General features: G+C 67.6%; 14 protein-coding genes. 7 read left to right on the top strand and 7 right to left on the bottom strand.

The window, feature by feature from the left end; all coding sequences use genetic code 11:
- The first annotated feature begins 76 nt into the window (after positions 1 to 76).
- The gene (locus K3A85_RS18155) at positions 77 to 1,183 is read left to right on the top strand and encodes an acyl-CoA dehydrogenase family protein (protein ID WP_225207303.1); all 1,107 of its coding nucleotides are present in this window, start codon (positions 77 to 79) and stop codon (positions 1,181 to 1,183) included.
- A gap of 12 nt (positions 1,184 to 1,195) precedes the next feature.
- On the opposite strand, the gene K3A85_RS14945 is transcribed toward K3A85_RS18155, so the two are convergent.
- The 3 genes from K3A85_RS14945 to K3A85_RS14935 form a co-directional block, all read right to left on the bottom strand.
- Positions 1,196 to 2,338, bottom strand: a complete 1,143-nt coding sequence (locus K3A85_RS14945; RefSeq protein WP_225207302.1) for a serine hydrolase domain-containing protein — start codon at positions 2,336 to 2,338, stop codon at positions 1,196 to 1,198.
- A gap of 113 nt (positions 2,339 to 2,451) precedes the next feature.
- Positions 2,452 to 3,240, bottom strand: coding sequence for a ThuA domain-containing protein (locus K3A85_RS14940; protein WP_225207301.1), 789 nt, complete (start codon positions 3,238 to 3,240; stop codon positions 2,452 to 2,454).
- Entirely contained in the window at positions 3,237 to 4,658 is a 1,422-nt protein-coding gene (locus tag K3A85_RS14935) for an aromatic ring-hydroxylating oxygenase subunit alpha (RefSeq protein ID WP_225207300.1), read from the bottom strand. The genes K3A85_RS14940 and K3A85_RS14935 overlap by 4 nt, the downstream gene beginning before the upstream one ends.
- A 168-nt stretch (positions 4,659 to 4,826) precedes the next feature.
- On the opposite strand from K3A85_RS14935, the gene K3A85_RS14930 reads away from it, so the two are divergent.
- Genes K3A85_RS14930 through K3A85_RS14920 form a run of 3 tightly spaced genes read left to right on the top strand, consistent with a single transcriptional unit; the run spans position 4,827 to position 7,205 of the window.
- Positions 4,827 to 5,609: an SDR family NAD(P)-dependent oxidoreductase gene (locus K3A85_RS14930; protein ID WP_225207299.1), complete on the top strand. Its 783-nt coding sequence runs from the start codon at positions 4,827 to 4,829 to the stop codon at positions 5,607 to 5,609.
- A 4-nt stretch (positions 5,610 to 5,613) separates the two neighbouring features.
- Positions 5,614 to 6,429, top strand: coding sequence for an SDR family NAD(P)-dependent oxidoreductase (locus K3A85_RS14925; protein WP_225207298.1), 816 nt, complete (start codon positions 5,614 to 5,616; stop codon positions 6,427 to 6,429).
- Positions 6,426 to 7,205, top strand: coding sequence for an SDR family NAD(P)-dependent oxidoreductase (locus K3A85_RS14920; protein ID WP_225207297.1), 780 nt, complete (start codon positions 6,426 to 6,428; stop codon positions 7,203 to 7,205). Before K3A85_RS14925 ends, K3A85_RS14920 begins: the two co-directional genes overlap by 4 nt.
- Before the next feature lie 188 nt (positions 7,206 to 7,393).
- Here K3A85_RS14920 and K3A85_RS14915 read toward each other — a convergent pair whose 3' ends face one another.
- The 4 genes from K3A85_RS14915 to K3A85_RS14900 are packed head-to-tail and all read right to left on the bottom strand — an operon-like array spanning position 7,394 to position 10,572.
- Positions 7,394 to 8,170: an SDR family NAD(P)-dependent oxidoreductase gene (locus K3A85_RS14915; RefSeq protein ID WP_225207296.1), complete on the bottom strand. Its 777-nt coding sequence runs from the start codon at positions 8,168 to 8,170 to the stop codon at positions 7,394 to 7,396.
- Between the two features lie 16 nt (positions 8,171 to 8,186).
- Positions 8,187 to 8,627: a nuclear transport factor 2 family protein gene (locus K3A85_RS14910; protein WP_225207295.1), complete on the bottom strand. Its 441-nt coding sequence runs from the start codon at positions 8,625 to 8,627 to the stop codon at positions 8,187 to 8,189.
- A gap of 50 nt (positions 8,628 to 8,677) precedes the next feature.
- Positions 8,678 to 9,253 (bottom strand): VOC family protein, encoded by a 576-nt coding sequence (locus tag K3A85_RS14905; protein WP_225207294.1) that lies wholly within the window; start codon positions 9,251 to 9,253, stop codon positions 8,678 to 8,680.
- Positions 9,250 to 10,572: an aromatic ring-hydroxylating oxygenase subunit alpha gene (locus tag K3A85_RS14900; RefSeq protein WP_225207293.1), complete on the bottom strand. Its 1,323-nt coding sequence runs from the start codon at positions 10,570 to 10,572 to the stop codon at positions 9,250 to 9,252. Before K3A85_RS14900 ends, K3A85_RS14905 begins: the two co-directional genes overlap by 4 nt.
- A 205-nt stretch (positions 10,573 to 10,777) precedes the next feature.
- On the opposite strand from K3A85_RS14900, the gene K3A85_RS14895 reads away from it, so the two are divergent.
- From K3A85_RS14895 to K3A85_RS14885, 3 genes are all read left to right on the top strand, one after another.
- Positions 10,778 to 11,464: a TetR/AcrR family transcriptional regulator gene (locus tag K3A85_RS14895; protein WP_225207292.1), complete on the top strand. Its 687-nt coding sequence runs from the start codon at positions 10,778 to 10,780 to the stop codon at positions 11,462 to 11,464.
- A 118-nt stretch (positions 11,465 to 11,582) separates the two neighbouring features.
- Positions 11,583 to 12,923 (top strand): aromatic ring-hydroxylating oxygenase subunit alpha, encoded by a 1,341-nt coding sequence (locus K3A85_RS14890; RefSeq protein ID WP_225207291.1) that lies wholly within the window; start codon positions 11,583 to 11,585, stop codon positions 12,921 to 12,923.
- Between the two features lie 3 nt (positions 12,924 to 12,926).
- Complete coding sequence (locus K3A85_RS14885; RefSeq protein ID WP_225207290.1) at positions 12,927 to 13,610, top strand: SDR family NAD(P)-dependent oxidoreductase; 684 nt, start codon at positions 12,927 to 12,929, stop codon at positions 13,608 to 13,610.
- Positions 13,611 to 13,617: the final 7 nt, after the last annotated feature.

Genomic DNA, 13,617 nt, shown 5'->3' with positions numbered 1-13,617 from the left:
GCCTAGCTTTTTGCAGAGCGTGGCGCGCCCGCGCGCAGTGGTAGGGCTCCGCTTCTGACGGAGAGAGGGAACCAGCGTGAACTTCGACCTCACCGAAGACGAGGAAATGCTCAAGGCGCTCGCCGAGCGCTTCGTCGAGGATCACTACGACATCGACCGTCGCCGCGCCTATGCCGCGACCGACGAAGGCTTCTCGCGCGCCAACTGGGCGCTGCTGGGCGAGCTCGGCCTGATCGCCGCGCCGTTCGCGCCGGAGCACGGCGGGCTCGGCCTCGACGCCACCGCGATCGCCACGGTGTTCGAGGCGCTGGGCCGCGGACTGACCGTGGAGCCGCTGATCGACAACGTGCTGGTCGCCGCGCGCCTGTTCGCGCAAGGGGCGGACGACGCGCTGCGCGAGGCCTGGCTGCCCGAACTGCTGGCCGGCACGCGCCGCGTCGCGCTCGCCCACGCCGAGCCCGGCAGCCGCGACGGCCGCCTGTGGGTCGAGACCCGCGCACAGGGCAGCGGCGCCGAGGTTCGGCTGACGGGAACCAAGAGCTGCGTCGTCGCGGGCGCCGGGGTCGACGGCTTCGTCGTCTCGGCCCGGTCCGCGGGCGCGGCGGGCGATGCCGAAGGCCTCGAACTCCATTTCGTCGAAGCAGGCGCGGCAGGCGTGACCGCCACGCCGTGGCGCATGGCCGATGGCTCGGTCGCGGTGCGGCTCGAGCTTGCAGCGGCGCCCGCCACCGCGCTGGGCGGCGGCCATGCCGCGCTCGTGGCGATCGAGACGCTGGCCTCGCTCGCCCGCTCGGCCGAGGCCCTGGGGATCATGCAGCGGCTGTTCGACGACACGCTCGACTACTTGCGCACGCGCAAGCAGTTCGGCGTGACGCTCGGCTCGTTCCAGGCGATCCAGCATCGCATGGCGACGCAGTACGGGGTGATCGAACAGGCGCGCGCGCTGCTCAACCTGGCGATGGTGAGCGACGGCACCGACGGCTTCGCCAAGGCTGTGGCCGGTGCGCGGGCCTATATCGCACCCGCATCGGTGACGCTGGGGCACGAGATGATCCAGTTCCACGGCGGAATGGGCGTGACCGACGAACTGACCATCGGCCATGGGCACAAGCGGCTGCTGGTGCTTTCGCGCTGGCCCGACAGCCCGCTCGCCGCGCTCGACCGCTTCGCCGACGCGGCCTGAGCGCCGCCGGGATCAGTCGAACGGATGCAGGCGGTCGCGCAGCGGCCTGCCGATCTCGACGATCGCCTTGTTCGCCGCTTCGTTGCCGGCGTTGATCACCAGCAGGGTGATCGCATTGCGGCGCGGCATGATGCGGATGTCGGCGAGCCAGTGGCCGTTGCTGCCCGAATGGGTCAGCAGCTCCGGCTTGCCGTCCGCTCCGGTCTTGACGCCCCAGCCGAGCGAATAAGGCGGCACCACCGCGCTGTGCAGGCGGGCATAGGTCGCGGGCTTGAGCAGCTTGCCGCGCCCGTGGACCCCGTCGAGTTGATCCTGCGCGAACAGCAGCCAATCGTGCAGCGGCAGGCTGACGAGGCCGGCAGGGCCGATCAGGCCGGGATTGTCGCTGCCGGGCGTTGCCGGGTCGAGCGCGACGAGCTTGCCGCCGGGAACTTCCTCGTGCCCCCAGGGCTGGTCGTGGGCGTGGGGCAGGGCGGGATTGCCGAAGCCGGAGTGCATCATGCCGAGCGGTTCGAACACCTCGGTCGCGACCAGCTCCTCCCACGACTTGCCCGTCCGCGCCTCGGCGATCGCGCCGGCGATGACATAGCCGAGGTTGGAGTAGGCGAAGGCGCCGACCGCCGAGGCGGGCGGGCGCGAGAGATAGGCGCGGGCGACCCTCGCGCGCTGCGCCCGCAGGTCCGCGCCCGTCCCGGCAATCGCAAGGACTGCGTCCAGATCCTTGTCCTCGGTGACCGGCAGCAGCCCGGCGGTGTGGCTGAGCAGCTGGGCGATCGTCACCTTTCGCAGCTCCGGGGCCATCGTCGCGGCCCAATCGGGAAAGGCCTCGCCCATGGTCTCGTCGAAGCCGAGCAGGCCGCGCTCGACCAGGCGGGCGATCATCGTCGCGGTCATCGCCTTGGTGTCCGAGCCGATGTGCCAGCGGTCGTCGAGCGTGACACCTTCGGGGTAGCCTGCGGCGCGCAGTCCTTGCGCGGTTTCGGCGACGATGCGGCCGTCGATCTGCACCAGCGCGGCCACCGCCGGCAGCGCGTTTCTCGCGCGCGTTTCGGCAACGGTGCGCTCGAGCAGCGCCTGCCAGCTCTCTTCCGGCGCAGCGAGCGCGGGCGTGGCGAGGGTTGTCAGAGCAATGGCAAGCAGAATACGCAGCGGCATCGTGAGGCCTCGTTGGCGCCGCCCGGAAAAGGAAAGGGCGGCACAGCGCTTGTGCGCCCGGCCGCCCGTCTTGGCAAAGCCTCCGGTCGGAACCGCAGGCCCTCCCGTCGATCTCACGCCGCCTTTGGCGCGCGCTCCTTGATCCAGCCGATGCCGCGGCGCAGCAGGTCGTAGAACACCGGCAGGTCCCAGGCGCAGCGGTCCACCGTCGGCCACCAGTCGAGCATCGGCTGCAGGTCGTAGTGGCCGCGGCAATGGCCCAGCGTGTTGTAGAGCACCGCGCCCTTGCCGTGCGTCTTGATGTACATCACCGGGTGCGTGCCGAGCGCGTCCGCCGCCTCGACGAAGCCGGTGCCGGGTTCAGTGCACTCGGTTTCCAGCAGCACGTGCAGATCGCCATGGCATTCGAGGTGGTAGAGCTCGTCGGTGGTGTCGAACGGCTCGATCCCCTGCGTCAGCGGGTGGTCGTGGTCGGCGACGGTCACCGTGTAGGGCGCGATCGGCGGGTGGCTGATGAACTGGCTGCCGAGCAGGTCCATCATCAGCGGCGCCCAGCGCGGCGCGTCCCACAGGTCCTTGTTCGGCCCCTCGGTCAGGAAGCGCAGCACCGAGTTGGTGCCGTGCAGCGCATACCAGCGCCCGCCCGCCTGGAGCCAGCTGCGCAGCGCCTCCTGCGCCTTGAGCGAAGGCGTCACGTCGCAGGTGTAGGTGATGAGGATGTCGGCCGCCTCGATCGCGGCGATGTTCTCGTAGTCCTCGAACACGCGGGTGCGCACGCGCGGGTCTTCGGCCAGCAGCTTCAACAGCTCCAGCCGGGCGAAGTCCATGTCGTGCCACACGCCGCCGCAGACCAGCACGCAGTCGATCCGCGGCGGATGGCTCTCTGTCGCGTCTTCGCTCATGCCTTGGCGCCCAGCTCGCCGTTCAGGTACTTGTCGAGCGTCTGGTGGAACTGGCGGATGCGGATTTCCTGGTAGTCGCCGAGGTTGACCTCGCCGGTCTTCGAGACGTGGAGGCCGTCCTGCACGTAAGGCAGGTTCTCCATGTCCTGCTCGAACACGTGGCCGAGAACGCCGAGTTCGGGCGCTGCGGTCCACTTCTCGTCGGGGCCGAGCAGCTTCATCGGAACGCCGCGCGGGATCGGTTCGCCCTTCTTGACGCGGGCGAGGATCCGCACTTCCATCAGGCAGGTGTCGGGGGTCTTTCCGGGACGCCAGCGATAGACGATGTTGGGCATGAACCCGCCCCACGGCGCGAAGTTCGGGAACACGTTGTAGACCAGGCCATCGAGCAGTTCGGCGTCGGTGGCGTGATCGTGGTCGTAGCCGGTTTGTTCGGTATAGCCCTTGCGCATCGCCGCGCCGAGCGCTTCGCGCGCGGTCATGCCTTCGGGCACGGTCACCGCGAAGGGATCGCCGCTCGATTCGTAGTTGTCGGCGCTGCGGCCGTTGTACTTGACGAATTCGTCGACGATCCACTGCTGGCTGCGGCCTTCGCCGTCGATGTGCGGGCTCATGATGCCGAAGGGCACCAGGTTGACGTTCACGTTGTCGCCCCAGGTCCAGTAGGCGCTGTTCGCGTCACCGGTGAAGGGCAGCAGCTGCGGGTGGGTGACGACGGTGTGCCAGGCTTCCATGAAGGCTTCGGCGGTGACCTTCCAGTTCGCCGGCACTTCCTTGGCGACGTAGATCACCGTGGTGCACTCCTCGTGCCGCCAGCGCTTGAAGAACTCGGGGATCGGGGCGAGAAATTCCTCGAGGGTCGGCCCGCCCTTTTCCTCGCGCAGGAAGATGTATCCGCCCCAGCGGCCGACTTCGGCCTCGGGCAGCGCCATCTTGTCGGCTGCCAAGTGCTTGAAGTCCCACGAACAGGGCATGCCGTCGAAGCTGCCGTCCTTGTTCCAGGCAAAGCCGTGGAACGGGCAGACGAACTTGTCGGCCGCGCCATCCTCCGTGCGCAGCTTGCGCCCGCGGTGGAGGCAGACGTTGTGCATCGCCTTGACCGAGCCGTCGTCCTGGCGGCTGATCAGCCACGAGCGGCCGGCATTTTCGAACACGGTGTAATCGCCCGCTTCGGGGATGTCCTCCTCGCGCGCGGCGAACTGCCAGACGTAGGGCCACATCTTCTCGCGCTCGAGCTTGGCGAAGGCTTCGCTGGTGTAGCGTTCCGCCGCGAGCGGCTCGCTGCCGCGGTACTGGTAGCTTTCCTCGGTCAGCATCGCAGGCGCGGGCCGCGAGTCCTGCGCGAGCAGGTCCTGCCAGCTGATGCCGTTGTCGCAGCGGGCGAGCCCGCCGCCAATTTGGGGGTCACTCTCGGCCATCTTATCGAATCCTCGCCCGGTCTGGATATTTCCGTCAATGCTGCCGGTTTTGCCGGTCCCGCGCGCGCGCGTCACCTTGCGAAAAAGCATAGGTTGTTTGCAGTCACCATCGGCCTACCAATCCGCGCAAGGGATTTCTGGTAGAGCCGGACACCGGCGGGAGAGAACATGGCTGGAAGACTGGAAGGCAAGGTCGCGCTCGTCACGGGCGGGACCACGGGGATCGGTGCGGCCTCGGTGCGCCGGCTCGCCGCGGAGGGCGCCAAGGTGTTCTTCACCGGTTCGAAGGAGGAAGCGGCCCGCGCGCTGTGCGAGGAAACCGGCGCGCGCTTCGCCGCCCACCGGGTGCAGGACGCAGCCGGTTGGCCCGGCCTGATCGACCAGGTGCTCGGCGCCTTCGGTCGGCTCGACATCGCCTTCGCCAATGCCGGCACCGAAAGCGGCGACGCCAGCATCGAGGACGTCGGCATCGATGGCTGGAACAACGTCGTCGCGGTCAACCAGACCGGCGTGATGCTGACCGTCCAGCACGCGATTCGCGCAATGAAGGCCAATCCCTTCGGCTCGGGCGGCTCGATCATCGTCAATTCCTCGATGAACGCCACGCGCCCCTTGGGCAACTACGTGACCTATTCGGTGACCAAGGCGGCGGTCTGCGCGCTCGCCAAGTCGGCGGCGGTGCACTGCGGCCAGAAGGGCTACAACATCCGCGTCAACGCGATCCTGCCCGGCGTGGTCGAGACCGAGCTGATCATGGGCATCCTCGCCGCGCAGGCCGATCCGGACGCCGCGCGCGCGATGTACAACGCGATGTCGCCGATGGGCCGCATGGCCAAGCTCGAGGAAATCGCCGGGCTCGTCGCCTATCTCGCCTCGGACGAGGCGGCCTTCGTCTCGGGCGCGGAACTGGCGATCGACGGCGCCACCACCGCCGGCATGATGGGAGTTTGAAGTCATGGAATTGTCTGCCCAGCGGCTGAAGGGCCGCGTCGCCTTCGTTTCCGGGGGCCTGCGCGGCATCGGCCTTGCCTGCGTCGAGCGCTTCCTCGCCGAAGGCGCCGAAGTCGTGCTCTCCGATCTCGATGCGCCCGACAGCGCGCTTGCGACCGAGACGATGGCCCGGCTCGGCCAGGCGGCGAGCTACGTCTCGGCCAACGTGGCGAAGGAAGAGGACTGGGAACGCGCCGTCGCGCTCGTCAAGGAACGCCACGGCAAGTGCCACGTGCTCGTCAACAACGCCGGCGTCGACCTGACCGGCGCGGTCGAAAGTCTGTCGATGGAAGGCTGGCGGCGGATCATGTCGATCAACGTCGACGGTGTGTTTCTGGGCGTGAAGCACTTCACCCCGCTGATGGCCGAAAGCGGCAAGGATGTTCGCGGCGGTTCGTCGATCATCAACGTCAGCTCGATCATGGGCCTTGTCGGCATGAACGAGGTTTCGGCCTACAACGCCACCAAGGGCGCGGTGCGGCTGTTCACCAAGGGCATCGCCATCGAATTCGCGCAGAAGCAGACGCCGATCCGCGCCAACTCGCTGCATCCCGGTTTCGTCGAGACGCCGCTGCTCAAGGCCGGCTTCCAGCGCTGGGTCGACCAGGGCTTTGCCGAAAAGCCCGATGATCTGGTGGCGGGCGTCGTCGCCTCCACGCCGATCGGACGTTTGGCGCAACCGAGCGAGCTTGCGAGTGCGGCATTCTTCCTCGCTTCGGAGGATTCGAGCTACATGACCGGCGCGGAGCTGGTCATCGACGGGGGATGGACCGCACAATGACGATCGCACTCGACAACGTGGTGGCCGTGGTGACCGGCGCGGCTGGCGGCATCGGCCGCGAACTGGTCAAGGCGCTCAAGGCCGCGAACGCGACGGTGATCGCGACCGACATGGCAGATTCCGCCGAGATCGACGGCGCCGACGCCTATATGCGCCACGACGTGACCAGCGAACAGGATTGGGAAGCGCTCGCCGGCAAGATCTACAAGGACTATGGCCGGCTCGACGCGCTGGTGCACAACGCCGGCATCTCGATCGTCGAGAAGTTCGAGGACACCAGCCTCGAGGCGTTCCACCGCGTCAACGCCGTGAACGTGGACTCGATCATCATCGGCACGCAGGTCCTGCTGCCGCTGCTGCGCGAAGGCGGCAAGGCGCGCAAAGGCGGCGCCTCGGTGGTCAACTTCTCGAGCGTCGGAGGCCTGCGCGGCGCGCCGTTCAACGCCGCCTATTGCACCAGCAAGGCGGCGGTGAAGATGCTGAGCAAGTGCATGGGCGCCGAATTCGCGGCGCTCGGCTACAACATCCGCGTCAACTCCGTGCATCCGGGCGGGGTCGATACCGGCATGCTCGGCTCGATCATGGACCGTTATGTCGAACTGGGCGCGGCGCCTTCGCGCGAAGTGGCGCAAGCCAACATGGAGGCGCGCCACCCGATCGGGCGACAGGGCCGTCCCGACGAGATGGGCGGCGGCGTCGTCTATCTGTGCAGCGAAGCGGCCAGCTTCGTCACCTGCGCCGAATTCGTGATCGACGGCGGCTTCAGCCAGGTGTGATCGGGTTCGGGCGCAGGGGCCGAACCCCCACCCCCGACCCCTCCCCACCGGGGAGGGGGGAATGGACATCGGTCGATTGACCACCCCTCCCCGGCGGGGAGGGGCAGCGAGACTTGCGCCGCGTCAGCGGCGCTAGTCGCAGCGGGGTGGGGGCTCGACGCTAAAGTCAAAAAGCCCGCCCGCAAGCATCAGCGCGTCAGGTAGCCGCCTTCGACTGCAAGGCTGTGGCCGGTGACATAGCTCGAGGCGTCGGAGCAGAGCCATGCGCTTGCTTCGGCCACTTCCTCGGGCCGGCCGAAGCGGCCGAACAGCGACAGGGCAGGGGCGAAGTCTTCCTCGGTATTGCCCGTCGTAATAAGCGCGCCGCGCAGCATCGGCGTGTCGATGGCGCCCGGCAGCACCGCGTTCACGCGGATTCCCTTGCCGGCATAGTCGAGGCTGCCGACCTTGGTCAGGCCGATCACCCCGTGCTTGGCAGCAACATAGGCGGGATTGTTCGGCTGCGGACGCACCGAGCTGACCGAGCCGATGTTGACGATCGAGCCTTGCGTGCCCTGGCGCAGGATCTGCGCGATCTCGTATTTCATGCACAGCATGACCGAGCGCAGGTCGACGTTCATCACCCGGTCGAAGGCCGCCATGTCGGCTTCGTGGATGGGCAGGGTGTCGGGGGTGATCGCGGCGTTGTTGACCGCGCAGTCGAGCTTGCCGAACACGGCGACCGCTTCTGCGACGAGCGCTTCGACCTGTGCTTCGTCGGCAACGTCGCAGCGGACCGCGTGGGCTTCGCCGCCCGCCGTGCGGATCGCTTCTGTGGTGGCGGCGGCGGTCCCGGCGTTGATGTCCGAGACGATGACCCTGGCGCCACGCGCGGCCAGCAGGTGCGCGGTGGCAGCGCCCATGCCCACGCCAGCGCCGGTGACGATGGCGACTTTGCCCGCAAGGTTCACAAGATCGGGATTCATCCTGGTGCTCCTCGTCCTACTTCGCGTTGTCGAGCGTGCCCGACAGCGGCATCAGGAAGTCCATGGTGTAGCGCGTCGCCTTCCAGCCGGCGGCGGTGCGGCGCACGTCGAAGTAGTAGCGGCCGTTGACGGTGACCGTGCTGCCGTCCTTGCCCTGGCCCATGCCGATCACGTAGGCGCGCATCGATGCGGTATCGCCGGCATAGGCGGTGACCGCAAAGTTCGTCAGGTAGTGCGCATGGTGCGCCATGTTGGCGAAGACGTTGCTAAAGAAGCCGCGGATGCCGTCGTGGCCCTCGAGCGCGGCGAGGCCAATCCCCGATAGGTCGAACACCGCATCCTCGGTGAACACGTCGAGGATGCCCTCGACATTGCCGATGGTGTCGACCGCGTGGGCATAGGCGATCATCAGATCCTGGATCGCGAGGCGATCCTCGATCGGGCAGGGGATGGACAAGGCTTCTCTCCCGTTGTGGCGCGCCCTGGCGGTCGCATTTTCTCTTAAAATCAGGCGAACAGGGGGCGGAGCGGGTCGGTCGTGCCGTCCCAGTCGCGCGCGGCCTGCGCAATGCGGGTGAAGGCTTCGGTCTGGCCCGCATCCTCCTCGACGATCTCGATCATGCAGCCGAGCGCCGCCGAGGTGTCGATGTAGCAGAAGCGCATCGCCCCGAACCGGCCGTCGACCGCGCTGATGAAGCCCTGGTCGAGATAGCGCCGGCGCGTCGCGTCGTAGGCGTCGGTGTAGATGCAGAAGTGGTGGAACCCCTGCGCCCCCTTGGCGATCGTGTCGCGATAGGCGCTGGGGCGATCGCAATGCTGCTGGATCAGCTCGATCTGCGTGCCGCCGGATTGGGCGAGCGCGACCGAGAAGTCGATGCCTTCGGCCGGTTGCCCGCGATAGTCGAGCTCGGCCAGCTGGATGTGGGGGACGAGGAAGAACGGACCGATGCCGGTGGCCCTGGTCCAGGCCTGCGCGGCCGCCTCCACGTCATCGACGATGAAGGCCGCCTGCATCAGGTGTGGCCCGGTGCGGCCGGGGACGACCGCCGGCAAGGCGGCCGCCCCCTCTGGCACTGCGCTCACGCGCCGCCCTTGACGTAGTCGTTGAGCAGTTCGTGGAAGCGCTGCACGCGCTTTTCCTGGTTCGGCAGGATGCAGCCCTTGAACCCGCGCGAGTTGAGGCCCTGCTGCTGCGTCGTGCCGATCGACAGGTCCTGGTCGGCGACATAGCCGACCGAAACGCCGTCGCCGTAGACGCTGTGGCGGTGCGCCGCGTCGTGCCGCAGCGGCAGCGGGCCGATCGGGGTCTCGACTTCGGTCATGCCCTCGACCGGCGGATAGAGGCACCAGTGCTGGAACACGCACTTTTCGGGGTCGGTCGGGTGCGGCTCGGTGCGCAGGATCTGGCACTGCTCGGGCGACATCGTGATCGTGAGGTTCGGAAACAGCGTGCAGTGGAAGTAATCGACCAGCTGCTGGTCGGTCATGCTGTCGTAGTTGGTGTAGCCGCGCTCCTTGCCGAACTTGCGCTTGGCGTCGATCACCGCCTGGCGGATGTCGCCGGCATGGCCGTTGTAGTCGTCGGGGTTGATCCCCCAGGCGCCGGCGATGGCGTCGAGCGGCGCGGGCACCTGGCCCGCATCGAACGGCTGGCGCGTGGTCGGCTGGTGGCCCTTCATCCACATCGAGTTGTGGCCCGAGGGGTACATCTCGAACAGCGTGTCGGGCAGGCCGTCGTTGATGAAGGTCGACAGCTCGGGGTGAATCGTCGGGAGGTGGTAGCTCTCGTTGAAGTTGTCGCGGATGATCTTCCAGTTGAACTCGCAGTCGGCCGAGAGGTTGATCACGCGGATCCAGTTCTCGAGGCCATAGCCCGCGAGCCGTTCGGGGAAGGGGCTCAGCCATTCGTGCAAGGGGGCGACGTCGTCGTCCATGCACCAGAACACGAACGGGCCCCAGGTGTCGCAGCGCAGTTCGGACAGCTTCGTCTTGCCGCAGGGGTTGCCGCCGGGGAAGTCGTCGGGGTCCTGGACGTGAACCAGCGTGCCGTCGGGATCGAACTGCCAGCCGTGGTAGCCGCAGGTGATCCGCGGGGTCGAACCGGCGTCACCCAGGATCAGGCGGTTACCGCGGTGCGGGCAGGTGTTGTAGAACGCCTTGATTCCGCCATCGGCCTGTTTGACCATGATGACCGATTCCTTGCCGAAGTTGTGGCGGATGAAGTCGCCTTCCTCCTCCAGCTCGGCGAGCACGCCGCCAAGGTGCCAGACCTTGGGCCAGAGCCGCTCGTTTTCGAGCGCCATCCACTCCTTGCTGATGTAGCGGTCGGCGGTGATCGTGTCGCCGCGCACCGGGGGATCGAACTCCTTGGAATAGCGCGACATCGGCTGTTCGACGGTCATTGTGAACCCTTCCTCTCCAGGGCGCGGCGGCGCGCGCCCGAAACGTTCCTCGAGGCCCGTCATCGCGCGCCCCGTTCCGGTCCCGCCACTCGCCAAAGGCGCAGGTTGCCCGGAAGGGTTTTGCCGGCAAAACAGGCACTCTTGCCGGTTTCTTTTGCCATTGCGCGCGGAAACCCGGAACCTAAGGTTTGTGCTAGGAGCGACGATGGCGACGACGATGCAGCAGCGGATGCTCGAGGCGATGCTTCCCGCCGACCTCGCCGCCGAGCCCGAGCGCTGGCAGCAGCGCAAGAGCGTGCGCACACGGATCCGGCTGGTCGAGGCTGCGATCGACTGCCTGGTCGAGGAAGGCTACGCCGGGCTGTCGACACAGAAGGTGGCCGAGCGCACCGGCGCCTCGCGCGGGGCGATGCACCACCATTTCGCCACGCGCATGGACCTTGCCGCGGCCGTCGTCGAGCACGTGTTCTATCGCCGGATGCGCGGCTTCCTCGACGACTACCTCGGTTCGGTGGCGGGCGCGCGCGACGAGGCGCTGTTCGAGATCAGCACCGAGGCCTACTGGCGCAGCGTGCAGACGCGCGATTATGCCGCCTATGTCGAACTGGCCGTGGCGGCGCGCAGCGACGGCGATCTCGAGCGCGTGTTCCTGCCCGCGGCCCGGCGCTTCGACGCGGTGTGGATCGGCGAGATGATCGAGAGCTTCCCGCAGTGGCAGGCGCGCTGGGAGACGATGAAGCTGGTCAACGATTTCGTGGTGACCGCGCACATGGGCCTGCTGCTCAACCTGCCGGTGATCGGCGAGCGGCGGGCCGCGCTGGTCCGCCGGCTGGTCGCGCGCACCGTCGCCATGCTCCACGCCGAGGCGGCGGCGGGCGCGTTCGAGGTGTAAAAACAATCCGTATGGACTATAATCTCCCCCTTCTGCCAGTATCGCGGCAGAGGAGCGCTGCGCCAGAGCAGGGCGCCAGAGCGGCATCCGCAGCAGAACGGACCAGCGGGAGACGACGATGAACGAGACCAGCGCCAGCTTCGCCGCGCTCGACGGCCGCGATCCGGCCAACCTGCGCGGCAATCCGATCACCGGCGATCGCTACTATTCGAAGGAGTTCGCGCAGAAGGAGTGGGACGGCCTGTGGACGCGCATCTGGCACGTCGCCGGGCGCACCGCCGAGATCCCTGAGCCGGGCGACTTCCTCGTCCACACCTTCATGAAGGAATCGGTGCTCTGCATCCGCCAGGACGACGGCTCGATCCGCGCCTTCTACAATTCCTGCCGCCACCGAGGCATGCGCATGGTCGGCGAAAGCTCCTCGCTCGATGCGATCACCTGCCCCTACCACGGCTGGCGCTGGGGCAAGGACGGCGTGCTCCAGTTCGCGCAGGACGCGCACGATTTCCCGCAAGGGAACCCCTGCGGGAAATTGAGCCTCAAGGAGCTGAAGTGCGACACCTGGGGCGGCTTCGTCTGGTACACGATGGACCCGCAAGCCGAGCCGCTGCTCGATTACCTCGATCCGATGCCGCAGCTCTACAAGGCCTACCCCATGGACACCGCCGTGCGGGTCGCGTGGTACCGCATCGCGCTCAACGCCAACTGGAAGTTCGTCACCGACAACTTCTCGGAAAGCTACCACACCCGCACCGCGCACCCGCAGGTGCCGCCGTGGATCGACCAGGACGTCGACACCGCGCGGCACGAGATGTGGCCGCGCGGGCACGGCCGCACCGTCCAGCCGATGCGCCCATCGCTCTCCGACCGCCTGCCCGAGGGCGTGCCGCATCCGTTCGAGGCGATCCTGCGCCAGTGGGACATCGATCCTTCCGGCTACGCTTCCTACGAGGACATGGCGATGCAGGGCTGGCGCGATCTCAAGGCGGCCAAGCGTCGGCTTTGGCAGGAGCGGGGCTATGTCCACTATGAGCACATGGACGACGAGCAGATCACCGACAGCCCGCACACGGTGATCTTTCCCAACGTCACCATCAGCTTCCTGCCCGACAACCTGATCTTCTTCCGCAGCGAGCCGCACCCCGAGGACCCGGAGAAGTGCTTCTTTGACTTGTGGTGCATGGCCTTCCCGGTCGAAGGGCAGCAGACCTGCCAGTCGATCATGGCCGGCGAAAGGCCGCTGCGCGAGGTCCAGACCTGCGAGCATCGCGATTTCGACGGCGGGCGCGGCATTCCCGAGCTTGCCGGGCAGATCGTCTACCAGGACATGGAACTCGCCGAAGGAATGCAGGCGGGCATGCATTCGAAGGGCTATGAAGACGCCTACCTGCCTGCGCAGGAAACACGCGTGCGCTTCTTTCACGAAGTGCTCAACGACTGGATCGAAGGGAGAAGGTAAGCCATGGCAACCGTAGCAATCACCGGCGCCGCGCGCGGCATCGGGCTCGAGCTCGCCCGCCAGCACATCGAGGCGGGGGACACGGCGATCGCGCTGGCGCGCTCTGCCAGCGCAGCACTGGCCGACCTCGCCGCTTCGTCGGACGGGCGGCTCCGCATCGTGGCGATGGACGTCGCCGACGACGCCTCGGTCCGCGCTGCCGCGAGCGCGAGCGGCGACGATCCCATCGACGTGCTCTACAACGTCGCGGGCGTGACCGGCCCGTCCTCGGAAAAGGAGCTCGAAACCGCCGACTGGCAGGCGTGGAACGACACCTTCAACGTGATGGTGCAGGGGCCGTTGCGGGTGCTGCAGGCTTTCCTGCCGCGCCTTGGCGAAGGGGCCCGGGTCATCAACATCACCAGCCAGCTCGCCGCCTCGACCTGGCCCTACGGCGGTTTCTACGCCTATGCCGCGTCGAAGGCCGCGCTCAACCGGCTGATGCGCTCGGTCGCGATCGACCTCAGGCCGCGCGGCGTGATCGTCGGCCTCGTCCACCCGGGCTGGGTGCAGACCGACATGGGCGGCGCGGGCGCCGACATCACCCCGGCTGAATCCGCCGCTGGCATCCGCAAGGTCGCCGCCGACTGGACGCTCGAGACCTCGGGCGATTTCCTCAAGTGGAACGGCGAACCCCACGCCTGGTAAGAACGGA

The sequence above is a fragment of the Novosphingobium huizhouense genome (genome assembly GCF_020179475.1).
GTDB lineage: Bacteria > Pseudomonadota > Alphaproteobacteria > Sphingomonadales > Sphingomonadaceae > Novosphingobium > Novosphingobium huizhouense.
Note: the sequence above shows the minus strand (reverse complement) of the source record. Positions and strands in the feature narration are given on the sequence as shown.

Coding starts and splice junctions, on each gene's coding strand:
- K3A85_RS14945 (WP_225207302.1), bottom strand. CDS start 2,338: ATGCCGCTGCGTATTCTGCTTGCCATTGCTCTGACAACCCTCGCCACG.
- K3A85_RS14940 (WP_225207301.1), bottom strand. CDS start 3,240: ATGAGCGAAGACGCGACAGAGAGCCATCCGCCGCGGATCGACTGCGTG.
- K3A85_RS14935 (WP_225207300.1), bottom strand. CDS start 4,658: ATGGCCGAGAGTGACCCCCAAATTGGCGGCGGGCTCGCCCGCTGCGAC.
- K3A85_RS14930 (WP_225207299.1), top strand. CDS start 4,827: ATGGCTGGAAGACTGGAAGGCAAGGTCGCGCTCGTCACGGGCGGGACC.
- K3A85_RS14925 (WP_225207298.1), top strand. CDS start 5,614: ATGGAATTGTCTGCCCAGCGGCTGAAGGGCCGCGTCGCCTTCGTTTCC.
- K3A85_RS14920 (WP_225207297.1), top strand. CDS start 6,426: ATGACGATCGCACTCGACAACGTGGTGGCCGTGGTGACCGGCGCGGCT.
- K3A85_RS14915 (WP_225207296.1), bottom strand. CDS start 8,170: ATGAATCCCGATCTTGTGAACCTTGCGGGCAAAGTCGCCATCGTCACC.
- K3A85_RS14900 (WP_225207293.1), bottom strand. CDS start 10,572: ATGACCGTCGAACAGCCGATGTCGCGCTATTCCAAGGAGTTCGATCCC.
- K3A85_RS14895 (WP_225207292.1), top strand. CDS start 10,778: ATGGCGACGACGATGCAGCAGCGGATGCTCGAGGCGATGCTTCCCGCC.
- K3A85_RS14890 (WP_225207291.1), top strand. CDS start 11,583: ATGAACGAGACCAGCGCCAGCTTCGCCGCGCTCGACGGCCGCGATCCG.
- K3A85_RS14885 (WP_225207290.1), top strand. CDS start 12,927: ATGGCAACCGTAGCAATCACCGGCGCCGCGCGCGGCATCGGGCTCGAG.